The 24,099-nt window shown below is 69.0% G+C and carries 27 protein-coding genes; 12 read left to right on the top strand and 15 right to left on the bottom strand.

What is annotated here, in order from left to right; genetic code table 11:
• Nucleotides 1-10: 10 nt before the first annotated feature.
• From pstS to DMB80_RS01700, 3 genes are all read right to left on the bottom strand, one after another.
• Entirely contained in the window at nt 11-1,144 is a 1,134-nt protein-coding gene (gene pstS, locus DMB80_RS01710; RefSeq protein WP_111508266.1) for a phosphate ABC transporter substrate-binding protein PstS, read from the bottom strand.
• A gap of 128 nt (nt 1,145-1,272) precedes the next feature.
• Nucleotides 1,273-2,181, bottom strand: a complete 909-nt coding sequence (gene mshD, locus DMB80_RS01705) for a mycothiol synthase (protein ID WP_111508265.1) — start codon at nt 2,179-2,181, stop codon at nt 1,273-1,275.
• Nucleotides 2,178-2,975 (bottom strand): winged helix-turn-helix transcriptional regulator, encoded by a 798-nt coding sequence (locus tag DMB80_RS01700; RefSeq protein WP_111508264.1) that lies wholly within the window; start codon nt 2,973-2,975, stop codon nt 2,178-2,180. The genes mshD and DMB80_RS01700 overlap by 4 nt, the downstream gene beginning before the upstream one ends.
• Nucleotides 2,976-3,144: 169 nt before the next feature.
• Between DMB80_RS01700 and lmeA the strand changes: the two genes are divergently transcribed.
• From lmeA to DMB80_RS01675, 6 genes are all read left to right on the top strand, one after another.
• Nucleotides 3,145-3,957 carry a mannan chain length control protein LmeA gene (lmeA, locus tag DMB80_RS01695; RefSeq protein WP_420812100.1) on the top strand — a complete coding sequence of 271 codons (813 nt, stop codon included), beginning with the start codon at nt 3,145-3,147 and terminating at the stop codon, nt 3,955-3,957.
• A complete protein-coding gene (locus DMB80_RS01690; RefSeq protein WP_111508262.1) occupies nt 3,954-4,385 on the top strand; it encodes a thioredoxin family protein in 432 nt (143 codons plus the stop codon). Before lmeA ends, DMB80_RS01690 begins: the two co-directional genes overlap by 4 nt.
• Nucleotides 4,386-4,413: 28 nt before the next feature.
• Nucleotides 4,414-4,506, top strand: coding sequence for an Ms5788A family Cys-rich leader peptide (locus tag DMB80_RS28900; RefSeq protein ID WP_353960636.1), 93 nt, complete (start codon nt 4,414-4,416; stop codon nt 4,504-4,506).
• Nucleotides 4,507-4,589: 83 nt separating this feature from the next.
• On the top strand, nt 4,590-5,063 hold the full coding sequence (locus tag DMB80_RS01685) for a DUF4395 domain-containing protein (protein ID WP_205538457.1): 474 nt from the start codon (nt 4,590-4,592) through the stop codon (nt 5,061-5,063).
• A gap of 17 nt (nt 5,064-5,080) precedes the next feature.
• Nucleotides 5,081-5,914 (top strand): sulfurtransferase, encoded by an 834-nt coding sequence (locus DMB80_RS01680; protein WP_111508261.1) that lies wholly within the window; start codon nt 5,081-5,083, stop codon nt 5,912-5,914.
• A 1-nt stretch (nt 5,915) separates the two neighbouring features.
• Nucleotides 5,916-6,218: a DUF1416 domain-containing protein gene (locus tag DMB80_RS01675; RefSeq protein ID WP_111508260.1), complete on the top strand. Its 303-nt coding sequence runs from the start codon at nt 5,916-5,918 to the stop codon at nt 6,216-6,218.
• Here DMB80_RS01675 and DMB80_RS27955 read toward each other — a convergent pair.
• Nucleotides 6,205-6,354, bottom strand: a complete 150-nt coding sequence (locus tag DMB80_RS27955; RefSeq protein WP_162938369.1) for a hypothetical protein — start codon at nt 6,352-6,354, stop codon at nt 6,205-6,207. The genes DMB80_RS01675 and DMB80_RS27955 overlap by 14 nt on opposite strands.
• Before the next feature lie 126 nt (nt 6,355-6,480).
• Here DMB80_RS27955 and DMB80_RS01670 point away from each other — a divergent pair, with 126 nt between their 5' ends.
• Together DMB80_RS01670 and DMB80_RS01660 are read left to right on the top strand one after the other, a co-directional pair.
• Nucleotides 6,481-6,801 carry a DUF732 domain-containing protein gene (locus tag DMB80_RS01670; protein WP_046362268.1) on the top strand — a complete coding sequence of 107 codons (321 nt, stop codon included), beginning with the start codon at nt 6,481-6,483 and terminating at the stop codon, nt 6,799-6,801.
• A 133-nt stretch (nt 6,802-6,934) separates the two neighbouring features.
• Entirely contained in the window at nt 6,935-7,564 is a 630-nt protein-coding gene (locus DMB80_RS01660) for a heme-binding beta-barrel domain-containing protein (RefSeq protein WP_111508259.1), read from the top strand.
• Between the two features lie 532 nt (nt 7,565-8,096).
• Here the strand turns inward: DMB80_RS01660 and DMB80_RS01650 are convergent.
• A complete protein-coding gene (locus DMB80_RS01650) occupies nt 8,097-8,975 on the bottom strand; it encodes an aminodeoxychorismate lyase (RefSeq protein ID WP_111508257.1) in 879 nt (292 codons plus the stop codon).
• A 51-nt stretch (nt 8,976-9,026) separates the two neighbouring features.
• Between DMB80_RS01650 and ygfZ the strand changes: the two genes are divergently transcribed.
• Both ygfZ and DMB80_RS01640 read left to right on the top strand, forming a co-directional pair.
• On the top strand, nt 9,027-10,112 hold the full coding sequence (ygfZ, locus tag DMB80_RS01645; RefSeq protein ID WP_111508256.1) for a CAF17-like 4Fe-4S cluster assembly/insertion protein YgfZ: 1,086 nt from the start codon (nt 9,027-9,029) through the stop codon (nt 10,110-10,112).
• A 130-nt stretch (nt 10,113-10,242) separates the two neighbouring features.
• A complete protein-coding gene (locus tag DMB80_RS01640; protein WP_046365574.1) occupies nt 10,243-10,422 on the top strand; it encodes a DUF3073 domain-containing protein in 180 nt (59 codons plus the stop codon).
• A gap of 25 nt (nt 10,423-10,447) precedes the next feature.
• Here the strand turns inward: DMB80_RS01640 and purM are convergent, their stop codons facing one another.
• Together purM and DMB80_RS01630 are read right to left on the bottom strand one after the other, a co-directional pair.
• Nucleotides 10,448-11,521 (bottom strand): phosphoribosylformylglycinamidine cyclo-ligase, encoded by a 1,074-nt coding sequence (gene purM, locus DMB80_RS01635; protein WP_046365575.1) that lies wholly within the window; start codon nt 11,519-11,521, stop codon nt 10,448-10,450.
• 40 nt (nt 11,522-11,561) lie between these two features.
• Nucleotides 11,562-12,179 carry a DUF2461 domain-containing protein gene (locus DMB80_RS01630; RefSeq protein WP_111508255.1) on the bottom strand — a complete coding sequence of 206 codons (618 nt, stop codon included), beginning with the start codon at nt 12,177-12,179 and terminating at the stop codon, nt 11,562-11,564.
• 177 nt (nt 12,180-12,356) lie between these two features.
• Here DMB80_RS01630 and DMB80_RS01625 point away from each other — a divergent pair, with 177 nt between their 5' ends.
• Nucleotides 12,357-13,325 carry an NAD(P)H-binding protein gene (locus tag DMB80_RS01625; protein ID WP_240430953.1) on the top strand — a complete coding sequence of 323 codons (969 nt, stop codon included), beginning with the start codon at nt 12,357-12,359 and terminating at the stop codon, nt 13,323-13,325.
• A 16-nt stretch (nt 13,326-13,341) separates the two neighbouring features.
• Here the strand turns inward: DMB80_RS01625 and purF are convergent, their stop codons facing one another.
• Both purF and DMB80_RS01615 read right to left on the bottom strand, forming a co-directional pair.
• The gene (purF, locus tag DMB80_RS01620) at nt 13,342-14,883 is read right to left on the bottom strand and encodes an amidophosphoribosyltransferase (protein ID WP_046365576.1); all 1,542 of its coding nucleotides are present in this window, start codon (nt 14,881-14,883) and stop codon (nt 13,342-13,344) included.
• 123 nt (nt 14,884-15,006) lie between these two features.
• A complete protein-coding gene (locus tag DMB80_RS01615) occupies nt 15,007-15,399 on the bottom strand; it encodes a sterol carrier family protein (RefSeq protein ID WP_111508254.1) in 393 nt (130 codons plus the stop codon).
• A 16-nt stretch (nt 15,400-15,415) separates the two neighbouring features.
• On the opposite strand from DMB80_RS01615, the gene DMB80_RS01610 reads away from it, so the two are divergent.
• Nucleotides 15,416-16,612 carry an MCE family protein gene (locus tag DMB80_RS01610; RefSeq protein WP_420812099.1) on the top strand — a complete coding sequence of 399 codons (1,197 nt, stop codon included), beginning with the start codon at nt 15,416-15,418 and terminating at the stop codon, nt 16,610-16,612.
• Here DMB80_RS01610 and DMB80_RS01605 read toward each other — a convergent pair.
• Genes DMB80_RS01605 through DMB80_RS01580 form a run of 6 tightly spaced genes read right to left on the bottom strand, consistent with a single transcriptional unit; the run spans nt 16,602 to nt 24,083 of the window.
• Complete coding sequence (locus DMB80_RS01605) at nt 16,602-17,225, bottom strand: Rv0804 family intramembrane glutamic endopeptidase (RefSeq protein WP_240430952.1); 624 nt, start codon at nt 17,223-17,225, stop codon at nt 16,602-16,604. The genes DMB80_RS01610 and DMB80_RS01605 overlap by 11 nt on opposite strands.
• Nucleotides 17,222-18,940 carry an alpha/beta hydrolase gene (locus tag DMB80_RS01600; protein ID WP_111508252.1) on the bottom strand — a complete coding sequence of 573 codons (1,719 nt, stop codon included), beginning with the start codon at nt 18,938-18,940 and terminating at the stop codon, nt 17,222-17,224. The genes DMB80_RS01605 and DMB80_RS01600 overlap by 4 nt, the downstream gene beginning before the upstream one ends.
• Nucleotides 18,937-21,243 carry a phosphoribosylformylglycinamidine synthase subunit PurL gene (gene purL, locus DMB80_RS01595; RefSeq protein ID WP_111508251.1) on the bottom strand — a complete coding sequence of 769 codons (2,307 nt, stop codon included), beginning with the start codon at nt 21,241-21,243 and terminating at the stop codon, nt 18,937-18,939. Before purL ends, DMB80_RS01600 begins: the two co-directional genes overlap by 4 nt.
• Nucleotides 21,244-21,253: 10 nt before the next feature.
• Entirely contained in the window at nt 21,254-22,450 is a 1,197-nt protein-coding gene (locus DMB80_RS01590; protein WP_111508250.1) for a cation:proton antiporter, read from the bottom strand.
• A gap of 19 nt (nt 22,451-22,469) precedes the next feature.
• Nucleotides 22,470-22,814 carry a VOC family protein gene (locus DMB80_RS01585; RefSeq protein WP_046365583.1) on the bottom strand — a complete coding sequence of 115 codons (345 nt, stop codon included), beginning with the start codon at nt 22,812-22,814 and terminating at the stop codon, nt 22,470-22,472.
• A 15-nt stretch (nt 22,815-22,829) separates the two neighbouring features.
• Nucleotides 22,830-24,083, bottom strand: a complete 1,254-nt coding sequence (locus DMB80_RS01580) for a M18 family aminopeptidase (RefSeq protein ID WP_111508249.1) — start codon at nt 24,081-24,083, stop codon at nt 22,830-22,832.
• Nucleotides 24,084-24,099: the final 16 nt, after the last annotated feature.

Here is a 24,099-nt window from a genome sequence, read left to right as displayed (position 1 = left end):
ATCAGTCCGGTTACTTGATCGCGTCGATGGAGGTCAGCAGACGCTCCTTGAACGTGTCGGGCAGCGGCACGTAGCCGGCGCTCGACAGTCCACCCTGACCGTCGTTGGCCGCCACCGTCAGGAACGACTTGACGGCAGCGGAGGTGTCGGCGTCATAGCCGGCCGAGCAGACGATCTCGTAGGTGGCCAGCACCAGCGGGTAGGCGCCGGCTTCCTTGGTCCCGTACAGCGAGTTCAGGTCGAGGGTCAGGTCGTTGCCCTCGGCGGCGAACTTCGCGGCGTCGATCGCCTTGCCCGCGGTCTCGTCGGTCAGCTCCACCGCGCCGGCGCCGGTGTCGATCTGGGCGTACTTGAGACCGGCCTGCTGAGCGAAGCCCTTCTCGACGTAGCCGATCGAGCCCGGGGTGGCCTGCACGGCCTGCGTGACGCCGGCCGACTTCGACGCGCCTTCACCGGCGCCGCCGTTGAACTCGCTGCCGGCGTCCTTGGTCCACGTCTGCGGCGCGGCGGCCTTCAGGTACTTCTGGAAGTTGTCGGTGGTGCCCGAGGAGTCGGAGCGGTAGATCGGGGTGATCGCGGTGTCCGGCAGGGTGGTGCCGCTGTTCAGCGCAGCGATCGCCGGGTCGTTCCACTTGGTGATCTGCCCCTGGAAGATCTTGGCCAGGGTGTCGCCGTTGAGCACCAGCTTGTCGACGCCGTCGAGGTTGTAGGCCATGGTGATGGGCCCGAACACCAGCGGGAGGTTCCAGGCCGGGTTGCCACCGCAGCGCTGCGCGGCGGCGGCCACCTGATCGCCCGAGAGCGCGGAGTCCGAGCCGGCGAAATCGACGGTCTTGGCGATGAACTGCTCACGGCCCGCACCGGATCCGGTCGGGTTGTAGGACAGGTTCTTGCCCTGGCACTTCTGGCCCCAGACCTGGTTGAACAGGGCGACGGCGTTCTGCTGGGCGGTCGAGCCCTCGGCGGTCAGCGCGTTCTTGCCACCGCAATCGGCGGGGGCGGAGCTGCTGCCCGACGCGGCGGAGCTGCTGCTGCCGCTGGACGCCGTGTTGTTGTCGCTGCCGCAGCCGGCGAGGGTGATCGCGGCGACCGCCGCAACCGAGACCGTCGTGCCGAACGTCTTGCCGATGCTCTTGCGCTTCACTGCTCCCACTTTCGTCATCCACGTGTGTCGGCTGCCGGTGCGGCTCCGAGCTCACCCGGCAAGCTATGCGGCGGTAATTGACGCACTGCGGATGACGAGTGAACGGCAGGTGAACAGGTCCAGCGATCTCACAGGTGATCGCCGGTGCGGCGGCTGTAGGCGGCGTCGACGGTCGCGACCTCGAAACCCAATCGGCGGTAGGTCTTCACCGCGGCGGTGTTGTCCGATTCGACGTACAGCATCACCTCGGCGTCGCGCCCATCGACGCTCAACCGGTCCGCGAGGTGGTGCAGTCCGGTGAGCGTCAGCGCGGCGCCCAGACCGCGGCCCTGCGCGGACGGATCGACCCCCACCACGTACACCTCGCCGAGGGTGTCCGAATGTGTCTTGGTCCAGTGGAATCCGAGGAGATCGCCCGTGGTCTCGTCGCGGGCGAGGAACAATCCCGCCGGGTCGAACCACGATTCGGCGCGTCGTTCTGCGATGTCGGCCGCGGTCCAGCCGCCCTGCTCGGGATGCCAGGCGAACGCGGCGTTGTTCACCCGCAGCAGCTCCGCGTCGTCGGTGGGGCCGGAGTAGGTGGTGATGCGCACCTCGCCCGGTGCCGGGGTGGCCGGCAAGTCGGTGAGGCTCCGCCGCATCTGCCACAGCTCGCGCACCACCGCGAGGTCCAGCGCCTCAGCAGTGGCTCGGGCAGGCGCGAGGTTGCCGTGCGCCCAGACGCGGGTGTCCGGCCCACCGGCGGGGAGGCCGGTGCCGATCATCGACGCGCCGATCCCGCGCCGGCGCGCCTCGGGGTGGACGACGAGTTCGGCCATCGCCGGGGCGTCGTCACCCTCGGGCGCGAGATTGAGGTAACCGAGCACGCTGTCACCGTCTTCGGCGAGCAGATGCCGGGTGCGGTCATGGGCGAGTTCACGCAGGACCTGGTCACCCACCGGCGCGATGCCGTCGGACTGCGTCGCCGCGGCGATCAGCTCCCGAACGAGGTGCTGCTGGTGCTCGGTCAGCCGTTCGTGCCAGCCGATCGCCGTCACGTTCTGCGCAGAGCGTCGGCAGGCGCCCCGGCCACGTCGTCATCCAACATCTCGGTGACGTCGTCGTCGTAGGGGTCGTCGTCCATGTCCTCGCCCAGATCGGCATCGGCGGCCGGTGGCCGTCCCCGGGCGGGGCGCACTGCCTTGTAGCCGACGTTGCGCACGGTGCCGATCAACGATTCGTATTCGGTGCCGAGCTTGGCGCGCAGCCGTCGGACGTGAACGTCGACGGTGCGGGTGCCGCCGAAGAAGTCGTAGCCCCACACTTCCTGCAGCAGCTGCGCGCGAGTGAACACCCTGCCCGCGTGCTGCGCCAGGTACTTGAGCAGCTCGAATTCCTTGTAGGTGAGGTCGAGCGGCCGTCCGCGTAAACGAGCCGTGTAGGTGCCCTCGTCGATGACCAGTTCGCCGAGGCTGATCTTGCCCACGTTCTCCTGGTTGGCCATCCCGCCGCGGCGGCCGACGAGCAGTCGCAGCCGGGCGTCGATCTCGGCCGGGCCGGTGCTGGGCAGCAGGATCTCGTCCAAGCCCCATTCCGTGTTGACGGCGACGAGACCGCCCTCGTTGACGACGGCGACGACGGGAACTGCGGTTCCGGTGGTGCCGAGGAGGCGACACAGGCCGCGCGCGGCGGCCAGGTCGGTGCGGGCGTCGACGATCGCCACATCCGCAGATCCGGCTTCCAGCAAAGACGACACTTCGGTCGGCGCGGTCCGCACGTTGTGCGCCAGCAGCGACAACGAAGGCAGGACGGATTCGGGGTGCGGGTCAACAGTCAGTAGCAGTAGGTCCAACTGTCCCCTCCAGCAGCCGTGGAGTCATCCGAGACCTCGCCGGTACGTCTTTGTCGCGCGGTGACTTCCCAGATTCATGCATGACATACGGCCGTTACTCAGCCGATGGCTTCCTAACGATAGCGTGCCACCTGCCCTTAAGCCGCGCCGAACGAACGATGCCGACGCAGTGGGCAACAATGTCCGCGTGCGCAGGTTCGTCATCGGTGCCATCGCGACGGTGGTCGTAGTCCTCCTCGGCGCGCTCGGGGTCGACTTCGGCTCAGCGATCTATGCCGAATATCGCCTGGCCAGGAGCGTGCGCGCAGCCGCGGACCTGCAATGGGACCCGTCCGTGGGAATCCTCGGCTTCCCGTTTCTGACGCAGGCCGCCGAGCACCACTACCGGGAAGTGGAGATCAAGGCCAGTGGCGTTGATCACGCCGTGGTCGGCAAGGCCTCGTTGGAAGCGACCCTTCATTCGGTGGATACGGGTGATTCGTGGCTGATCGCCCCGGACGCCACGCTGACCGTCGGCAAGCTGGAGAGCCGCATCATCATCGACTCGACGCACGTCGGCCGCTTCATGGGCATTCCCGACCTGCTGGTGGAGGCACCCACCCGCGAGACCAACGATTCCACCGGCGGCACGACCGAATCGGGCATTTCCAGCAACAAAGGCGTGGTGTTCACCGGCACACCGCGCCAGGCCGGGGTCGACGAGCGTGTCAGCATCGCGGTCGACCTCTCGGTGACCGGCCCGGCCCAGACCACGCTGAAGATGACCGCGACCGGGGTGTTGACAGGTCCCGGCACAGCCGATCAGGACGTGCCCGCCGACAAGCTGCCCGCAGTGCTCGCCGCCTTCTCCACCGAAATGCCAGGTCAGAAGCTCCCGTTCGGGATCGCCCCCACCAGCGAGGGCGCCCGCGGCTCCGACCTGATCATCGAGGGCATCGCCGAGGGAGTAACCGTGCCCCTGGACGGGTTCAGATTGTCATGAGCTCGTCGTGGATCGTCGTGATCGCGGTGCTGATCGCCGCATTCGGCCTCGCCTTCGTCGTCGGCCGAGTGTTGACCGCGCGTGCGGGCCGGTTGACGCCGGCCGGCGATGTGTCGAACTCGCCCGCCGTCGACACCAGTGAGCTGGGTCTATCCGGTACGGGGCCGACCGTCGTGCATTTCGGGGCGGTGTGGTGCGGGCCGTGTGCGGGCGTCCGCCGCGTCGTCGACCAGGTGTGTGCCGAGCTGCCCGCCGTGGCCCACGTGGAAATCGACATGGATGCCAATCCCGATGCCGCCCGGCGCCTTTCCGTGCTGTCGCTGCCGACGACCTTCATCTTCGACGCCGAGGGACGGCAGCAGTATCGGGCGTCCGGCGTGCCGACAGCCGCTGACCTGCGGTCCGCACTGCGGCCGCTGTTGGCTTGATCACCCTGTCGTTGGGTAAGCTGTCGCCGTGCCAACCCGTGTCGAGCTCAGGCTCACCAAGCGCCGCGCAGTGGATCTGTGCCGCGTCGCGGGTTGTTGCTGTTGTTGTTGTAGCTGCTGAGTAGCCGCGCCATCGGCGCCGCGCTCTCCGGCGGTCTCGTCGCGAGCCGCATCAGCCAGTCCCGAAACAACAGGAGCATGTCCATGTCGCAGGTGTCGCACACCACGCAGAATCGCTCATCGGCCGAGGTCGACGTCCGCGGGCCGCGGTTCGTCGCCTGGGTCACCACCGCTGTACTGGTCGCCACCGTGCTGGTGTCGACGGTCAGCAGCGCCTACGCCGCCGCACTTCTCGCGGCCCAGGCGGTCGTGTTCGCCGTCGGCGCCACGCTCGGCCCGCGCCGCCACCCCTACGGCGTGCTGTTCGCAGCTCTCGTCGCTCCGCGGCTGGGCCCGGCCACCGAACGCGAGCCGATCGCTCCCCTGAAGTTCGCCCAAGCGGTCGGCCTGGTGTTCGCCGTCGTGGGCGTCGCAGCCTTCGTCGCAGGGGTGCCGACGCTCGGGCTGGTGGCCACCGGCTTCGCGCTGGCAGCCGCATTTCTGAACGCAGCCTTCGGCATCTGCCTGGGCTGCCAGCTCTATCCGTTGTTCCTCCGCCTCAAACCCACTCACTCGTAGTCGAAAGGATCTCCTCCATGGCACGCTCCGACGTCCTGGTCACAGCAGACTGGGCCGAGAGCAATCTCGATGCGCCGAACACCGTCTTCGTCGAGGTCGACGAAGACACCAGCGCATACGACACCGGGCACATCCCCGGTGCGATCCGGCTCGACTGGAAGACCGATCTGCAGGATCCGGTGAAGCGCGACTTCGTCGACCAGCAGCAGTTCTCGAAGCTGCTGTCGGACAAGGGCATCGCCAACGACGACACCGTGGTGCTCTACGGCGGCAACAACAACTGGTTCGCCGCATACGCCTACTGGTACTTCAAGCTGTACGGCCACGAGGACGTCAAGCTGCTCGACGGCGGCCGCAAGAAGTGGGAACTCGACGCGCGGCCCCTGTCCAAGGACGCGGTGACGCGTCCCGAGACCAGCTACAGCGCCAAGTCGCCCGACACCAGCATCCGCGCGTTCCGCGACGAAGTCATCGCGGCCATCGGCACGAAGAACCTGGTCGACGTGCGCTCCCCCGACGAGTTCTCCGGCAAGATCCTGGCCCCGGCGCACCTGCCGCAGGAGCAGAGCCAGCGCGCCGGTCACATCCCGTCGGCCATCAACGTGCCGTGGAGCAAGGCGGCCAACGAGGACGGCACCTTCAAGTCCGACGAGGACCTGGCCAAGCTCTACGCCGACGCCGGGCTGGACGGCGAGAAGGAGACCATCGCCTACTGCCGCATCGGGGAGCGCTCGTCGCACACCTGGTTCGTGCTGCAGGAGCTGCTGGGACACGAGAACGTCAAGAACTACGACGGCAGTTGGACGGAATACGGCTCCCTGGTGGGCGCCCCGATCGAGTTGGGAAGTTGATATGTGCTCTGCACCGAAGCAAGGACTGACGTTGCCCGCGAGCGTCGACCTGGAGAAGGAAACGGTCATCACCGGCCGTGTCGTGGACGGCTCGGGTCAGGCCGTCGGTGGGGCGTTCGTGCGCCTGCTCGACAGCTCTGACGAGTTCACCGCCGAGGTCGTCGCGTCGGCCACCGGTGACTTCCGGTTCTTCGCCGCGCCGGGCAGCTGGAAGCTGCGGGCGCTGTCGCCGGCCGGCAACGGCGATGCCAGCGTGGCGCCGTCGGGCGCAGGGATCCACGAGGTCGACGTCAAGGTCGCGTGACGACGAAGGCGGCGAGGGACGAGCCGCCGAGGAGTCGCGCCATCAAGTAGCGCGTGACGACGAAGGCGGCGAGGGCCGAGCCGCCGAGGAGTCGCGCCATCAGGTAGCGGGTGACGAAGCCGAGGAGTCGCGCCACTGGGCGCGGCTCCTCGCTTGACCGCTTCGATCTTGCTGTGAAAATGCTGCGCGTTGCGCTGTCGTCGGCGACGATGAGTGCACTGCCCGCGCACCCGCGTGGGCCACACCTGTCGAGGACCCGACTATGAAGATCACCTTCGCCTTTGCTGCAGCCGCGGCGTTCGCCGCGGTCGGTTTGGTCAGCGCACCCGCTGCTCTCGCGGATCCCGAGGGCGATTTCCTCACGGTGATCGGCAAAGGCGGCATCACCTGGCCCTCGGACAAGACCCAGCAGGTGCTCGACACCGGCCGTGCGGTCTGCCAGGACTGGGAGAACGGCGCCAGCTTCGAGCAGGAGGTCGCCGATCTGACCAGTGTCACCGACTGGTCGGACTATCAGGCCGGGTACTTCGTCGGCGCGGCCACCGGCGCCTTCTGCCCCGAGTACGAGAGCAAGGTCAGCTGATCTCAACTCCCCGCTGAGCGGGAGTTAGACTCTTCCTCGTGGTGCTGTTCTACGAACTCCTGCTCGTCGCGGCCGTCGTGGTCATCACGTGGTTCGCGCTCTATGCGCTGTACCGGCTGATCACCGACGAGTCGTGACCTCTGGCGACGAGGCGGTCGCCGCTGCTGCCGAACGCGCCCGGCAGACCGCCGCGCGCAACATCCCGGCATTCGGGGATCTCCCCGTGCCCGCCGACACGGCCAATCTGCGTGAAGGCGCCGATCTCGACGATCGACTGCTGGCCCTGTTGCCGCTGGTCGGGGTGTGGCGCGGCGAGGGCGAGGGGCGTGGCTCCCACGGTGACTACCGGTTCGGCCAGCAGATCGTGGTCTCGCATGACGGGGCCGACTATCTCAATTGGGAAGCGCGCTCCTGGCGGCTGACCGACGACGGCGGCTACGACGGCCAGACGTTGCGTGAGACGGGTTTCTGGCGCTTCGTCAACGATCCCGGCGATCCCGGTGAATCCCAGGCCATCGAGTTGTTGTTGGCGCATTCGGCCGGCTACGTGGAGTTGTTCTACGGGCGGCCGTTGAACCAGGCGTCGTGGGAGCTGGTCACCGACGCGTTGGCGCGGAGCAAGTCCGGGGTCCTCGTCGGGGGCGCGAAGCGGCTCTACGGGATCGTCGACGGCGGCGATCTCGCCTATGTCGAAGAGCGGGTCGACGCCGACGGTGGTCTGGTTCCGCACCTGTCCGCGCGCCTGGCCAGGTTCGTCGGTTAGTGCGGCGCGCAGCGGCCGCGGCGGTGTGTGCGGCGAGCATGGCCATGGCGTCCTCGGCGGCGTGTTCCTCGCCCCCACCTCAGGCCCCCGCACCGTCGAGCACGGTGTCTCCCAGTGTCGGCCATGGCTCGCTCGCCTATTGCCTGGGTCAGCATGGAATGCCGAGCCCGCCCGGGCCGATGACGGGCCCACCCGCGGGCGTCGATCCGGCCGCGTGGGAGGCCGCGATGCACGAGTGTTCGTCGCTGGCGCCCGGCCCGGACGCGCCGGCACAGCCCTAGATACTGCTCAGCCCTAGATGCGGAGCAGCCCCCGAGCCGTGATCCTCGGTCGGACTCAACCAAGGGGCTCGGGGGCCGGGTGGCTGCGGGGAATTCGCCAGCGCGCGCAGTAGGCGTCAAGCGCTCCCCGGCGCTGCTAGCTCGCAGCCACCTCACATGTCCATAAGTCACTCAATTTGTCGGACCACCTCCTTCCCTGTGTACAGGCGAAGGTACTCGCGCTCCGGCTGGGCGACAAGGGAATTAATCTCTCAGCGATCACTGAGGATGGCGGTGTCGACAAGCGCGGCGATGTCGGCGGCGATCGGTGCCGGCGCCAGCGTGGTGCCGTCGAGAGTGTGCACCCGCGCCGCCAGCGTGATGCTCGACACCAGCCACACCCCCTGCGCGCTCAGCAGGTCGGCGGGCCGCAGCGCCTGGTAGTCGCAGTCGTAACCGGCGGTGCGCGCCACCTCGAAGAGCGCCCGCTGGGTCGTGCCCCGCAGGATCGGATACCAGGGCGGCGGCGTCAGCAGGCACGGCCGTCCGTCGTCGGAGGTGGTGGCGATGACGACGGTGGAGCGGGGGCCTTCGAGGATGTGGCCGTCGGTGCTGACGAAGATGACGTCGCCGGCGCCGTTCCGCTCGGCGTGACGCAGGGCGGCCATGTTGACGGCGTAGGACAGTGTCTTGGCGCCCGCCACCAGCCACGGCATGTTCTCGTCGGCGCTCGAGGCGAGGCCGCGGTCGAGCGTCAGCGCGGCAACCCCGGCGCGGCGCGCCTCGGCGACACGGGCGGCCATCGGGCCGATGGTCGCGTAGGCGGTGCCGCTCGGATCGCTTTCCCGGCCTCGGCTGTACACCAGCCGCAGCACGCCCTCGTCGCCACCGTCGGCCAGCCACCGGGCGACGGCCTGGTCGATCGCGGATCGCCACGCCTGCAGGTCGGGCGCGGGCAGGTCCATCAGCTGCGCCGAATGCGCCAGCCGCGCCAGGTGCGCCTCGAGCAGGCAGGGTCTGCCGTCACGGATCAGCAGCGTCTCGAAGATCCCGTCGCCGCGCACGGCGGCGAGGTCGTCGGCGTACAGCAGCGGCGCAGCCGGATCGCAGACGCCGCTGTCGAGGGAGACCACCACGCTGAGTCCGGCCATGGGGCATCAGCGTAGCCGCGCCCGGATCAGGCCGGCTCGTAGCATTGAGCCATGTCTGTGCACTCCTCCGCGGTCCCTGCGCCCGAGAACGGGCCCGACGCCGGCGCGGTCTGGCATTACGGCGATCCGCTGGGCGAGCAGCGAGCGGCCGGCCACGGCGCGATCGTGGTCGACCGTTCTCATCGCGCGGTGCTGGCGCTCACCGGTGCGGAGCGCAAGACCTGGCTGCACACCGTCTCCAGCCAGCACGTCAGCGATCTGCCGGACGGCACGGTGACGCAGAATCTCAACCTCGACGGGCAGGGCCGCGTCGAAGATCACTGGGTGCAGACGCAGCTCGACGGCGTCACGATCCTCGACACCGAACCGTGGCGAGGTGAGCCACTGCTGAGCTTCCTGCGCAGGATGGTGTTCTGGGCGGACGTCGTCGTGGAGCCGACGGAGCTGGCCGTGCTGTCCCTGCTCGGCCCTGCGGTGTCCGCGGCCGCGACGCTGGAGGCGCTCGGTGTCCCGGCGCTGCCGGTTCCCGGTACCGCCGTCGCGCTACCCGACGGCGGTTTTCTGCGCTCGCTGCCGGGCGTTGCCGACGAGGTGGACCTCGTCGTACCTCGCGACCAGGCGCCGTCGTACCTGCAGCGGCTGGAGGCGGCCGGGGTGCGGCGTGCCGGGGTGTGGGCCTACGAGGCGCACCGGGTGGCGGCGCTGCGGCCCCGCCTGGGCGTCGACACCGACGAGCGCACCATTCCGCACGAGGTCGGCTGGATCGGCTCGGCGGTGCACTTGGACAAGGGGTGCTATCGAGGCCAGGAGACCGTGGCGCGGGTACACAACCTCGGTAAACCGCCGCGCATGCTCGTGCTGCTGCACCTCGACGGCGCCACCGATCGCCCGTCCCCGGGTGACCCGGTGCTGGCCGGGGGCCGCGCCGTGGGCCGGGTGGGCACCGTGGTGGAGCACGTGGACGAGGGTCCGATCGCCCTGGCGCTGCTCAAACGTGGCCTGCCGGCGGACACCGAGCTGGTGACCGGCGGCGACGTGGCGGTGTCGGCGGCCATCGATCCTGACTCCCTGCCGGCCGCCGATGTGGCGGGAGCAGGCCGGTTGGCGGTCGACAGGCTGCGGGGCGCCGCGCGGTGACCCGGGCAAAACGGGGCCTGCCAGCGCCGCGGCGTTCGGCACGGTAAAGTGTCGGCAGGACAATAGACACACTCAGATCGGAGCCGCCTAGCAATTAGGCCGCTCCGTTATTGCGCGAGGGGGTTCCCCCATGGGCCGCGGCCGGGCAAAGGCAAAGCAGACCAAGGTTGCTCGTGAGCTCAAGTACAGCTCACCGCAGACTGATTTCGAGCGGCTCCAGCGCGAGCTGGCCGGTGGAGACGATGACCGCATCGGCGGCGACGTGCCACCGGACGATCGCTGGGTAGACGAGGACGACTGGCGGCCTTAGCCGCCGGTCAGTCCGGCTCCCCCGGTCAGAATCGGGGGTGTTGGCCCACGAGCACAGCTCGTGACGCGTCCTTGCTGCCCTTCTCGATGGTTCCGAGGGTCCAGCAGCTCAGGTGACGAGCGGTCAGGACGGCCAGCGCGCGATCGGTGTCCTCCGGCGCGACGACGGCCACCATGCCGACGCCCATGTTGAACGTCTTCTCCATCTCGGCGCGTTCGATGCGGCCGCGCTGGGCGATCATGCCGAACACCGGCGCCGGGGTCCACGTACCGCGGTCGAGGTGGGCGACGAGCCCGGGCGGGATGACTCGTTCCAGGTTGCCGGCCAGTCCACCGCCGGTGACGTGGCAGAACGTGCGCACCTGCGTTTCGGCGGCGAGCGCCAGGCAGTCTTTGGCGTAGATGCGGGTCGGCTCCAGCAGCTCCTCGCCGAGGGTGCGGCCGAATTCTTCGACGTGGCCGGCCAGGTTCATGTGGTCGATTTCGAGCAGCACGTGGCGGGCCAGGGAGTAGCCGTTGGAGTGCAGCCCGGTCGAGGCCATCGCGATGACCACGTCGCCGGGGCGGACGCGGTCGGGGCCGAGCACGTCGTCGGCTTCGACGACGCCGATACCGGTCGCGGAGATGTCGTAGTGGTCGGGAGCCATCAGCCCCGGGTGCTCGGCGGTCTCGCCGCCGAGAAGGGCGCACCCGGCCGCCACGCAGCCTTCGGCGATGCCGGCCACCAGCTCGGCGACGCGTTCGGGGACGGTCCGTCCGACGGCGATGTAGTCCTGCAGGAACAGCGGTTCGGCTCCGCACACCACCAGGTCGTCGACGACCATCGCGACCAGGTCGATGCCGACCGTGTCGTGTTTGTCCATCGCCTGGGCGACGGCGAGCTTGGTGCCCACGCCGTCGGTGGAGGACGCCAGCAGCGGTTCGCGGTAGCCGCCGCGGAGGGCGAACAGGCCGGCGAATCCACCGAGGCCGCCCAGGACCTCGGGCCGGGTGGCCTTTTTGGCAAGGGGTTTGAACAGCTCGACGGCGCGGTCGCCTGCTTCGATGTCGACCCCTGCCGACGCGTAGGAAATGCCGTGTTGTTCGGCGCGATCGGTCATCGGCCATAAGGCTACCGCCCAACGCCCGCAGCCAGTACAGCTAGCCGACGTAGCGGTCCAACCACTGCCCCAGCGGGACCGCTGCGCGCAGGGTCGTGACCACGCGGTCCTTGGCCTTGCGGGTGCCCAGCCAGGCGCCGACCGGCCAGCTCTTCATCATCGCGATGCCTTTGTGTCGCAGCAGTTCGATGCGCGGATGGTCCGTCGGATAGCCCCGTGGCGCGGTCTTCAGCACGTCGTGCGCCATGATCTCGTAACCGTCGCGGCGCAGGTCGGCGACGACGAGTGCCAGCTCGACGCCCGAATCGGGATCGTCGACGGCCGCGCGGAACCGCTGCAGGGCTGCCGGATCGGGCATGTAGAGACCGCTACCCGCGGAGAGCCCCTCGGCTGAGAAGGACACATAGCCGGCGCCGATGCGGGCGGCGCAGGTGGTCTTGTACGGGCTCTTGTCCGCGCTGAAGCGCACGTCCCGGTAGGGCCGGAACATCGTGGCCGGTCCGAACTCGTCGGCGAGCTCGGCGAGCAGGGCCTCCATTGGCGCCTTCACGTGGCACTCGTAGGTCTCCCGATGGTCCTGCCAGTACACCTTGGAGTTGTCGGCCTCGAGGCCTTCGTAGAACTCCACGGCTTCGATCGGCCACCCGCGAAACGCCATGGCGCCATTGTGGCGCGTGCGATGCTGCGTGCCCATGGGACGCGGCCCCGCTCCTGGGCGACGCCCCCGATCCGGGCTGCGTATTGCCTGCGCCTGCTTAAGCCCCCCGTTTGCGGGCAATCTAGGTCGGCATCGGCACCGAAGACTTCTCGAGTGTCGGCGACGAATGGAGTGCAGGTGTCGACTGAGCAGATCAAGTGCCTGGTGACGGGTGCGACCGGGTACATCGGCGGGCAGTTGGTGCCCGAACTGCTCAGGCGGGGGCATTCGGTGCGGGCGATGGCACGTAAGCCGGCGAAGCTGGACAGTGCGCCGTGGCGCAGCCAGGTCGAGGTGACAGCGGGGGATCTGACCAAACCGGACTCGCTGGTGGAGGCGTTCGACGGCATGGACGTCGTCTACTACCTGGTGCACTCGATGGGTACGTCGAAGGACTTCGTCGCCGAGGAGGCCGAATCGGCGCGCAATGTGGTGGCCGCGGCAGAGAAGGCGGGTGTGCGGCGCATCGTCTACCTGAGCGGTCTTCATCCCGCGGGTGCCGATCTGTCGCGCCACCTCGGGTCCCGGGTGGAGGTCGGGGAGATTCTGCTGGCGTCGTCGATCGAGACGGTGGTGTTGCAGGCGGGCATCGTGATCGGGTCGGGTTCGGCGTCGTTCGAGATGGTCCGTCACCTCACCGACAGGTTGCCGGTGATGACGACACCGAAGTGGGTGCACAACAAGATCCAGCCGATCTCGATCGACGACGCGCTGTACTACCTCGCGGAAGCGGCCAGTGCCGACGTTCCGGAGTCACGCACGTGGGATGTGGGCGGCCCCGACGTCATGGAGTACGGCGACGCGATGCAGACCTACGCCGACGTCGCGGGTCTACGGCGTCGCGTCATGGTGGTGCTGCCGTTCCTGACGCCGACGATCGCCAGCCACTGGGTGGGTCTGGTGACGCCGATCAAGGCCGGGCTGGCGCGGCCTCTGGTGGAGTCGTTGGAGTGCGACGCGATCTGCCACGAGCACGACATCGACGCGGTGATCCCGCCGCCGGCGGCCGGGTTGTCCTCGTACCGCGACTCCGTCGTGGCTGCACTGAAGGAAGATCACACCGGACGCAGGCACCTGCTGCGCTTCAGTAAGGTTGCGCCGCAATAACTTTCGCGGTTACAGCCTACGGGCGTCGGAGCGCCGAGGCGTTGTCGTTCTCCGAGGTCAGCGGGATACCGGTGCGCGCCGCGGTGGCCAGCATGTGCTCGATCACGTTCTTGCCCAGCGCGGTCTCCCCGGGCAGCTCGATCGGGTAGTTGCCGTCGAAGCAGGCCGAGCACAGGCGGGTGGCGGGCTGTTCGGTCGCCGAGATCATGCCCTGCTGGGAGATGTAGGCCAGTGTGTCTGCGCCGATCGCGTGGCGGACCGCGTCCAGCATCTCCTCACCGGCACCGTCGGAGATGGCCGCGTTCGCGATCAGCTCGGCGGGCGTGGCGAAGTCGATGCCGTAGAAGCACGGCCATTTCACCGGCGGCGAGGCGATGCGTACGTGCACCTCGACGGCGCCGGCCTCCCTCAACATCCGGATCAGTGCGCGCTGGGTGTTGCCACGCACGATGGAGTCGTCGACGACGATGAGCCGCTTGCCTCGGATGACGTCCTTGAGCGGATTCAGCTTCAGCCGGATACCGAGCTGACGGATCGTCTGGGACGGCTGGATGAACGTCCGGCCCACGTAGGCGTTCTTCATCAGGCCCTGGCCGTAGGGGATGCCGGATTCCTGCGCGTAGCCGACGGCGGCCGGCGTCCCCGATTCGGGCACCCCGATCACGAGGTCGGCGTCGACGGGGCTCTCCCGGGCGAGCCGGCGGCCGATGTCGACGCGGGTGGCGTGCACGGAGCGGCCGACGAGCGTGCTGTCGGGCCGGGCCAGGTAGACGTACTCGAAGACGCAGCCCTTGGGGGTGGGGTTCGCGAACCGCGTGGAGCGCACGCCGTCGGCGTCGATGGCGAGCAGCTCACCGGGTTCGATGTCCCGGACGAACGACGCACCGACGATGTCGAGGGCCGCGGTTTCCGAGGCGACCACCCAGCCGCGATCGAGGCGACCGAGCGAGAGCGGGCGCACGCCGTGGGGGTCGCGCGCGGCGTAGAGGGTGTTCTCGTCCATGAAGGTCAGGCAGAACGCGCCGCGCACCGTCGGCAGCAGCTCCAGCGCCGCCTGCTCGAGTGAGGAGTCCGCCGCACCGTGTGCCAGCAGGGCGCCGAGGATGTCGGAGTCGGTGGTCGCCGCGGCTGCACCGCGATTGCTCATCAGGCCTTCGTCGCGGGCCCGCGCGGCGAGCTCAGCGGTGTTGACCAGGTTGCCGTTGTGCCCCAGCGCCACACCGGTGCCTGCGGCGGTGTTGCGGAACACCGGCTGAGCGTTCTCCCAGGTGGTGGAGCCGGTGGTGGAGTACCGGCAGTGTCCGACGGCGACATGCCCGGGCATCGCTGCCAGCGTCTGCTCGTCGAAGACCTGGCTGACCAGCCCCAGATCCTTGAAGACCAGCACCTGTGAGCCGTCGGCCACGGCGATGCCGGCGGCCTCCTGCCCTCTGTGCTGCAAGGCATAGAGGCCGTAATACGTGAGTTTGGCCACTTCCTCGCCAGGTGCCCAGACTCCGAAGACTCCGCACTCTTCTCGAGGCTCGTTCTCATGCTGCTCGGGCTGCTCGGCGGTCACGATCGTCGCTGCTCCCTAGGGGCGGTGGGTGACGGTGGCCAGTCTACGGTGAACCGCTGTCAAACGCGGAATCTCGCCGCGCCGTAGTCGACAACCACGCCGGCGGCGCGCCGATTCCCCGGGTCACTGCGGCAGCGCCACCAACGGCAGGGCCGCCGCGATGTCCCGGGCCCGCGAGCCGGACAGCTGGAGTGCGCCGGCGGCGGCCGCGTCGTCGATGGTGCGCAGGCCGGTGGCCAGCAACAGCCAGGTGCGCGGGTCTGTTTCGACGATGTTGGGTGGGGTGCCGCGGGTGTGTCGGGGTCCGGCCACGCACTGGACCGCGACAAAGGGCGGCACCCTCACCTCGACGGACGCCCCGGGCGCAATGGACGCCAACGTCCTGGCCGTCGAACGCACCGCCTCCGCCACCTGGGGACGCGGCGGGGCTTCTGCGTGTTCGTCGCGCAGCCAATCGGCCACCGCGGCCACGGCGGCGCGGGTCTTTTCCGGATCGACAGCACGGCGAACGGCCATGATCTAGGTTCTCAAAGTGTCTTCAGCCCCGGACGCACCGCCCTACCGGCGGCTGGGCGCGTTGATGCTCGTGGTGATCGCCGTTTTCGGCGCGGTCCTCTTCCTGCAGTTCCGGGGGGACTTCACGACGTACTCGACGGTGACGCTGCTCTCGAACCGGGCCGGGCTGGTCGTCGAACGCGGCGCGAAGGTCACATACAACGGGGTCGAGGTCGGCCGGGTGGCGCAGATCGCGCCCGATGCCGACGGGGGCGCCACCCTGACTTTGGACGTCGATCCCGACGTGATGGGCGTCATCCCCGCCAATGCCGGAGCCGAGATCCGGGCGACGACGGTGTTCGGCAACAAGTACATCTCCCTGATGTCACCGCAAACCCCTGCGCCGCAACGGCTCACCGACGGAAGTGTGCTGCGGGCCGCCGCGGTGACGACGGAGTTCAACACCTTGTTCGAGACGGTCACCGAGATCGCCGAGCAGGTCGACCCGGTGAAGTTGAATCAGACGCTGAGCGCGACAGCGGAGGCGTTGAACGGGCTGGGCGACCGGTTCGGTACGTCGCTGGAGAACGGCAACCGCATCCTCACCGAGTTCGACGACCTGATGCCGCAGTGGCGGGCCGACGTGCGTTCGCTGACGAGCCTGGCAGACATCTACGCCGACGCCGCGCCCGATCTCCTCGACGGACTCGCCTCCGCGGTCACCACGGCGCGCACGCTGTCCGCCCGCTCGGGCGACATCGACGCCGCGTTGATGGCGGCGGTCGGCTTCGCCGATCCGGCGACGTCGGTGCTGGATCGTGGCGGCCCGTATCTGATTCGGGGGGCGGCCGATCTGCTGCCCACCTCACGGTTGCTCGACGACTACCGCGGCATGATGTTCTGCACCATCCGCAACTATGCCGAGGTGGCCCCCGAAATCACTCGGGTGTTGGGGGGCGACAACGGCTATTCGCTGCGCGCGGCGGGCACGATCACCGGTGCGGGCAACCCGTTCGTGTATCCGGACAACCTGCCGCGGGTCAACGCGCGGGGCGGTCCCGAGGGCCGGCCCGGGTGCTGGCAGAAGATCACGCGCGAGCTGTGGCCGAATCCCTATCTGGTGATGGACACGGGCTTCAATCTGGCCCCGTACAACCATGTCGAGCTGGGCCAGCCGCTTCTCGTCGACTACGTGTGGGGCCGTCAGGTCGGCCAGTACACGATCAATCCCTGATCGGACGTGAGAACACAACGGCCGCAACGGCTCCGGCCTCGTTGACGGCGAGGTGGGCGAGCATCGGCGCCGCGAGGCTGCCGGATCTGTCCCGCAACCACGAGAAGATCCAGCCGGCCGCACCGGTGACGAGCACCGTGCCGGTCACCGAGTCGCGCGCAGCACGGGCGTCGGGAATGTGGGAGAGCCCGAACACGGCAGCGGTGAACAAGCGTCCGCCGGTGACGCCGAACGCGCGTGCGGCGACGGACCCGAGCGACGCGCGGTAGCCGGCCTCCTCGGACCACACGGTGCCCAGCGGGATGTGCAGCAGCAGCCACGTCGCGGGCGAGGCGGGAGGCGTGCGTGCCACCATGCCCGCTCGCACCGGTGTCAGTGTCGCCGACAGTGCCACTGCCGCAACGACAGTGGCGGCGGCGGCACTACCCCACCGAAGGCCCTGTGTCAGCGCGGGCGGGCGGAGGCCGAGCGGGGCGTCGGTCGTCGCGACGGCGGCCGCGCCGAGGAGCACGTGTGGCGCGGGGTACCAACGCCGCGGCACCCGAGGCGCAAGCACGCTCCAGCCCAGCAGGAATCCGGCAAGCGAAAAAGCATGCAGCCGTTGGCGTTTCACTGACCGTCCTCGGACTCCGTGCGTTCCAGAGCAGTTCTGATGCGTTCCGTGTCGGCCGGTGTCCACCCCGGCGGTGGCGCCACCGCCGCCCATCCGTCGAGGATGAAGTCACCGTAGTTGTGACCGTGGCCGCCGGGGACCGACGAGGCGTTGGTCATGTCGGCGGCCACCTGCCAGAACGTGATGATCGGGTACCACCGCATCGAAGCCGTCCGGTCCCGCCCTGGCGGCTCGGTGAGCCAGTCGGGCCGGCTGAACAGCAGGTCCGGGGACCACCAGACGATCGGGTCGGAGGGATGCTGCAGGAAGAGCACCCTGGTGCCGTCCCACGGTTGCGCTGTGTCGCGGGCGATCTGGGCCGCGTCGTTGCCCAAAGAGAACCGCACGGTGCGGCCGTTGTCGTAGCGGGGGCGCACCTCGGGGGTGCCGGGGTCGCGACGGACGGTGATCGCGTGCCAGAGCGAGCTGGCGTTGGGCGGGCCCACCCACAACACCGACGAGAACCCCATCCGGGAGATGTCGGGCAACCAGTCGAACGCGCCCTGCCCGGCCATCGAGCCCAGGCTCTCACCGTAGAGCAGCAATTGCGGACGGCGCTGCGGTGGCTGGGTGGCCCAGCGTCGGTGGATGGCATCGATCATCATCCGACCGAACTCGACCGACTTGCGCTGATCGCCGATGAACGAGATCCAGCTCGGTAGAAAGGAGTACTGCGATCCGACGATCGCGGTGTCGCCGTTGTACATCATCTCCAGCGAGCGCGCCGCGATCGGATTGATCCACCCGGTGCCCGTGGTGGGGGCGATCACCAGTACCTTCCTATCGAAGGCACCGCTGCGTTGGAGCTCACTGAGCAGGACCGCCATTCTCGCCTCGTCGCTGTCGGCGGTTTCCAGTCCGACATAGACCCGGACCGGTTCCTTGGCGGGCCTGCCGTTGATGGCGGTGAGTTCGGCCGCACTCGGCCCGGTGGCGACGAAGCTGCGGCCCTGATAGCCCAGCGTGTCCCACGGCGCGAAAGATTCTGGACTGCCGGACCTTTCCGGCTCCCGCGACTGACTGATACCCGCCATGGTGGTGGCGTTCTGCGGTTGGAAGACGCGGTTCGCGCCGGCCAGGAAACCCCGCAGCAGCACGCCGTTGACCAGCGTGAGCACCAGCACGACCACGATCGCGGTGCCGATGAAGAGCGCCAATTCGTCAGAGATGCGCCATCGCCGGATCAGGTAGCGCGCCAGGGTGCGAATCAGGTCGATGAGCGCACGGGTGACCGCGACGCACACACCGCCGATGACCGCGGCGAGCACCAGGGTCCGCAGATAACTCGCGGTGCTCGGTCCGGGCAGGCCCATCAACGCCGACACCTGACGCTGCCAGCCGGCGGCCGGTATCACCATCAGCACACAGGCCAGCAGTGACAGCACCACGGTGCCTGTTTTCAGCGCCGAGGACACCGCCAGCGACGGCGGCCACCAGGATCGGCCGGTGAGCACGAACCGGCGCGCCATGCGCGCGACGAACACCCCGATGCCGTAACCGATGGCCGCGTTGATCCCGCCGATCAGTCCCTGGAACAGCCAGTCCCTCGGCAGCAGCGACGGTGTCAGGGACAGGCAGAAGAACAGCGCGGCGAACGCGATTCCGGTGAAGTCCAGCCTCAGCAGGCCCCACGCCCAGACGTAGAAGGGGTGTGTGGCGGACTCCGAAGAGGTCACCCGAACAACCCGGGCAACACACCTTCCGAAGTCTGTCGCAACTCCTGCAGGCTGACCGTGAACAGACCCTGCACCTCGACTGCTGGCTCGCCGCCCTCGGGGCCCTGGTCGACCACACCGACGCGGGTCGCCGGCAATCCGCGGGCCTCGCACATCGCGGTGAACCGGCTCTCCTCCGTGCGGGGCACCGCCACGAGCACGCGCCCCGCCGACTCGGAGAACAGGAAGACGAAGGCGTCCGAACCGTCGGGAAGGATGAGGCGGCAACCGGTTTCGCCGGTCAGGGCGCCTTCGACGGCCGCCTGGATCAGCCCGCCCTCCGACAGATCGTGCGCAGCGGAGACGAGACCGTCGCGGGAAGCGGCGGTCAGCACCTCGGCCAGCAGACGTTCCCTCTCGAGGTCCACCCGGGGCGGCACGCCGCCGAGGTGATCGGCGGTCACCTGCGCCCAGATGGAGCCGTCGAATTCGTCGTGGGTGTCGCCGAGCAGGATCAGCGTCTCCCCGGGTTCGGTGCCGAATCCGGTGGGGATGCGCCGCTTCACGTCGTCGATGACGCCCAGGATGCCGACGACGGGAGTCGGCAGGATCGGCGTGGTGCCGGTCTGGTTGTAGAAGCTGACGTTGCCGCCGGTGACCGGAATGCCCAGTGCCGCAGCACCGTCGGCGAGACCGCGGACCGCCTGCGAGAACTGCCACATCACGCCCGGGTCTTCGGGTGAGCCGAAGTTCAGGCAGTTGGTCACCGCGACGGGGGTGGCGCCGGTGACCGCGACGTTGCGGTAGGCCTCGGCGAGCGCGAGCTGCGCACCGGTGTACGGGTCCAGCGCGGTGTAGCGGCCGGACGCATCGGTGGAGATCGCGATCCCGCGGCCGGTTTCCTCGTCGACGCGCAGCACTCCGCCGTCGGCGTTCTCGGCCAGCACGGTGTTGCCTCGCACATAGCGGTCGTACTGCTCGGTGATGAACGCGCGGCTGCAGAGGTGCGGGCTGCCGATCATCGCCAACAGGGTCGCGCGCAGCTCGTCACCGGTGGAGGGTCGGGGCAGCGTCGCCGAGGTGTCGGCGTTGAGCGCGTCCTGGGTGTCGGGGCGCTCCACCGGTCGCTCGTAGACGGGTCCCTCGTGAGCGACGGTGCGTGGCGGCACGTCGACGACCGTCTCGCCGTGCCACGTGATTTCGAGGCGGTCACCGTCGGTGACCTCGCCGATCACGGTGGCCAGCACATCCCACTTGCGGCACACCGCGAGGAACGCGTCGACGTTCTCGGGGGTGACGACCGCGCACATGCGTTCCTGCGACTCGCTGGACAGGATCTCCGCCGGGGTCATGTTCGCCGCACGCAGCGGCACCTGATCCAGCTCGACCCGCATGCCACCGTCGCCGGCCGAGGCCAATTCCGATGTGGCGCAGGACAATCCGGCACCACCGAGGTCTTGGATACCCACCACGAGGTCCGCGGCGTACAGCTCGAGGCAGCACTCGATGAGCACCTTCTCGGTGAACGGGTCACCGACCTGGACGCTCGGCAGCTTCTTTCGGCCCGCGCCGCTTTCGTCACCGCCGAAGGTCTCCGACGCGAGCACGGAGACCCCACCGATGCCGTCGAGGCCGGTACGCGCACCGAACAGGATGATCTTGTTGCCCGCACCGGAGGCGAACGCGAGCTTGAGGTCCTCGGTCCGCAGCACACCCACGCACAGCGCGTTGACCAACGGGTTGCCGGCGTAGCTGGCGTCGAAGACCGTCTCGCCGCCGATGTTGGGCAGTCCGAGCGAGTTGCCGTAGCCGCCGACACCGCGTACCACGCCGTCGAGCACGCGCCGGGTGTCGGGGGCGTCGGCCGCGCCGAAGCGCAGTTGGTCCATCACCGCGACCGGGCGGGCGCCCATCGCCATGATGTCGCGGACGATGCCGCCGACGCCGGTGGCCGCGCCCTGGTAGGGCTCGATGTAGGAGGGATGGTTGTGGGACTCGACCTTGAATGTCGCCGCCCAGCCGTCGCCGATGTCGACCACGCCGGCGTTCTCCCCGATGCCCGCGAGCATCGCTTCGCGCATCTTCGCGGTGGTCGTCTCACCGAAGTAGCGGAGGTGGACCTTGGAGGACTTGTAGGAGCAGTGCTCACTCCACATCACCGAGTACATCGCCAGTTCGGCGTCGGTGGGGCGCCGGCCGAGGATCTCGCGGATGCGCGCGTACTCGTCGTCCTTGAGACCGAGTTCGCGGAACGGCTGCGGCTGATCGGGGGTGGAAGCGGCGTTGTCGACCGTGTCGACTTCGTGGGTGAGCCCGGACGTCACGCCGGACAGTCTAGTTCTCGGTGCGCGACCAGCGTGCCGCGGCGGACGGCGCGATCAGCCCGTGGATCACGACGCTGCCCAGCACCACGACCACCATGACGGCCAGGACGTCGTGTTCCTCGGCGCCGTCGAGCACGTTGTAGGCCAGCAGACCGAACACGATCGTCGACGTTCCGCGCGGCCCCAGCCAGGCCAGCATCATGCGCTCCCGCCAGGAGAAACGTGATCGCAGCATCGCCAACATGACCGGGACCACGCGGACGAGGGTCAATGCCAGCAGGCAGAAAACCACCGTCTGCCAGGAGACTCCGCGCTCGACGGCGAGGACGGCGACAGCGCCGACGACGAACCACATGATCGCTGACAGCAGAAAGCCGATGTCGTCGACGAACTCCAGTTCCTCGTGCCAGGACGGGGAGTGCCGCAGGTAGTGGAACGTGATCCCACAGACGAACGCCGAGACGAATCCGTTGCCGTCGAACGCGAGGCTCAGCCCGTAGGCCAGCATGGGCGCAGTGACCAAGATCATCCGCACGCTCTGACCAGTCATCCAGCCGCGGCGGGTGGCGCCGTTGATCGCGAGCGCCAGCAGCGCACCGACGGCACCGCCGACGACGATCGCGGTCAGGGCCTGGGGCACGGCCGAGCCCAGCGCGCGCAGCGGCGTCTCGGTGCGCACGTCATCCCCTGCGAATGCCAGCGCGAAGATGAACACCGGGGCGACGATGCCGTCGTTGTAGCCGGCTTCGACGTTGAGGACGTTGCGTACCCGCTCGGGCACCCGGGCGTCGCGCAGGATCGTCGCCGCGGGCGCGAAATCGGTCGGTACCACCGCGCACGCGATGACCAGCAGTACCGCGAAGGACAGCTCCGGCAGCATCCACGCGCCGAGGAGCACCGACAGTCCCAGGCTGAGCGGCATCGCGAGAAGCAGCACGCGCAGCGCTGCGCGGGGCTCCCTGCCGAACAGCCCACCGCGGACGTCGGTGGCGTCGACGAACAGCAGCACCGCGAGGATGATCTCGGCCCCGTGCTGGGCGACGTCGGCGTTGAGCGCGACGGCCAGCGCGTCAGAGGTGGTGAAGCCGGCGGCCACGCCCGCCACGATCAGCACGATCGGCGCCGACAGCCGGGCCCGCTCGAGCCGTCCCGCACCGAGCGCCCACGCGGCGAACACCGCCGAGAAGGCGATCAGCGAGATCAGCACACGGAGATCTTGCCAGCGGCTATCCGCCGACGATGCAGAACGCGTTGCCCTCCGGGTCGGACAGCACGACCCAGTCGAAACCCGGTAGCTGATGCCGTCCCGTCTCTCGCGCCCCCAGCTCGACCAGGCGGGTCACTTCGGCCTCCTTGTCGGCGGTGTGGAGGTCGAGGTGCACCTTGTTCTTGCCGGGTGTCGGATCGTCCACCCGCTGGAAGCCCAGCGCGGGGCCGTTCTCCCGCGCGACCATGACGAATTCGCCTGGCGCCTCGGCATTGACGCGGCCGCCGACCGCCTCGGCCCACCAACCGGCCAGTGCATCGGGATCCGAACAGTCGAAGGTGATCATCGCGACGTCGAGTGACATGGGGCAGACCCTAGGTCAGGCCGGTGACAAGAACGCCGCCAACGCAGCCGAATAGGCAGCGACATCCGCGGCGCCCATCACCTCGCGCGCCGAGTGCATCGCCAACTGGGCGGCGCCGACGTCGACGGTCGGAATGCCGGTGCGCGCGGCGGTCATCGGTCCGATCGTCGAGCCGCACGGCAGGTCGGCCCGGTGCTCGTAGCGCTGCAGCGCAACCCCGGCCTGCTCGCACGCCAGCGCGAACGCCGCGGCGGTGCGCCCGTCGGTGGCGTAGCGCAGGTTCGGCTGCACCTTGAGCACGGGTCCGGCGTTGACCTCGATCAGGTGCCCGGGTTCGTGCCGTTCGGGATAGTTCGGGTGCGTGGCGTGCGCCATGTCGCCGGAGGCCACCATCGAGGTCGAGCACCGGCGCAGGAAATCTTCACGGCCGCCACCGGCTGCCAGCGTGATGCGCTCGAGCACTGTCAGCAGCAGATCGGACTGCGCGCCGTGGTCGGATTGCGAGCCCACTTCCTCGTGGTCGAACAGCACCAGAACCGGTGTCACCGTCGAGGCGGGCGCCGCCAGGAAGGCCTCCAGCCCGCCGTAGCAGGTCGCCTGGTTGTCCAGGCGCGGTGCGCTGACGAGTTCACGGTCGACGCCGGTGAGACGCGAGGGGGCCAGGTCGTGGGTCATCAGGTCGAAGCCGAGCACCGCGTCCGCGTCGACCTCGGCGCGCTCGGCGACGTAGTCGAGGAACGAGCGGGGGCCACCGATCCCCCAGACGGCGTTCACGTGCCGCTGCGGGTTCAGCTCGACGCCTTTGCGGTCCTCCGACAGATGGATGGCCAGCTGCGGGACGCGCAGGATCGGGTCGTCGATGCGGATCAGGACGTCGGAGGCGGTGGCGCCGGCGCGCACGGAGAGCCGGCCGCTGAGGCCGAGGTCGCGGTCGAGCCAGGAGTTCAGCCACGCGCCGCCGTAGGGCTGCAGCGCCACCACCTGCCAGCCCGCGACGGTCCGGTCCGGGTGCTGTTTGACCCGCAGGTTCGGGCTGTCGGTGTGTGCTCCGACGATCCGGAACGGTAGGTGCGGCTCTCCGGTCGATCGCCAGGCGATCAGGGAGCCGGCGCGGATGACGAAGGAGTCGCCGGCGCCCGTCCACGCGTCGCCCTCGGACAGCTCGGTGAACCCGGCGTCGCGCAGCCGCTCCGCGGCGGTGCGGCAGGCGTGGAACGGCGACGGGGACGCGTCGATGAACTCACACAGACCCTGCGCATCAGCCGTCATGGTTCTTCATCTTCGT

Source organism: Mycobacterium kyogaense (genome assembly GCF_003254575.1).
In the GTDB taxonomy this organism is placed as follows: Bacteria; Actinomycetota; Actinomycetes; order Mycobacteriales; family Mycobacteriaceae; genus Mycobacterium; species Mycobacterium kyogaense.
The sequence above is the reverse complement of the archived record's forward strand: the minus strand, read 5'-3'. Positions and strand labels throughout refer to the sequence as shown.

What these genes read in the sequence shown, in the direction of transcription:
- DMB80_RS01690 (WP_111508262.1), top strand. Translation starts at nt 3,954, where the DNA reads ATGAGCTCGTCGTGGATCGTCGTGATCGCGGTGCTGATCGCCGCATTC.
- DMB80_RS01685 (WP_205538457.1), top strand. Translation starts at nt 4,590, where the DNA reads ATGTCGCAGGTGTCGCACACCACGCAGAATCGCTCATCGGCCGAGGTC.
- DMB80_RS01680 (WP_111508261.1), top strand. Translation starts at nt 5,081, where the DNA reads ATGGCACGCTCCGACGTCCTGGTCACAGCAGACTGGGCCGAGAGCAAT.
- DMB80_RS01675 (WP_111508260.1), top strand. Translation starts at nt 5,916, where the DNA reads ATGTGCTCTGCACCGAAGCAAGGACTGACGTTGCCCGCGAGCGTCGAC.
- DMB80_RS01670 (WP_046362268.1), top strand. Translation starts at nt 6,481, where the DNA reads ATGAAGATCACCTTCGCCTTTGCTGCAGCCGCGGCGTTCGCCGCGGTC.
- DMB80_RS01650 (WP_111508257.1), bottom strand. Translation starts at nt 8,975, where the DNA reads ATGGCCGGACTCAGCGTGGTGGTCTCCCTCGACAGCGGCGTCTGCGAT.
- ygfZ (WP_111508256.1), top strand. Translation starts at nt 9,027, where the DNA reads ATGTCTGTGCACTCCTCCGCGGTCCCTGCGCCCGAGAACGGGCCCGAC.
- DMB80_RS01640 (WP_046365574.1), top strand. Translation starts at nt 10,243, where the DNA reads ATGGGCCGCGGCCGGGCAAAGGCAAAGCAGACCAAGGTTGCTCGTGAG.
- purM (WP_046365575.1), bottom strand. Translation starts at nt 11,521, where the DNA reads ATGACCGATCGCGCCGAACAACACGGCATTTCCTACGCGTCGGCAGGG.
- DMB80_RS01630 (WP_111508255.1), bottom strand. Translation starts at nt 12,179, where the DNA reads ATGGCGTTTCGCGGGTGGCCGATCGAAGCCGTGGAGTTCTACGAAGGC.
- DMB80_RS01615 (WP_111508254.1), bottom strand. Translation starts at nt 15,399, where the DNA reads ATGGCCGTTCGCCGTGCTGTCGATCCGGAAAAGACCCGCGCCGCCGTG.
- DMB80_RS01585 (WP_046365583.1), bottom strand. Translation starts at nt 22,814, where the DNA reads ATGTCACTCGACGTCGCGATGATCACCTTCGACTGTTCGGATCCCGAT.
- DMB80_RS01580 (WP_111508249.1), bottom strand. Translation starts at nt 24,083, where the DNA reads ATGACGGCTGATGCGCAGGGTCTGTGTGAGTTCATCGACGCGTCCCCG.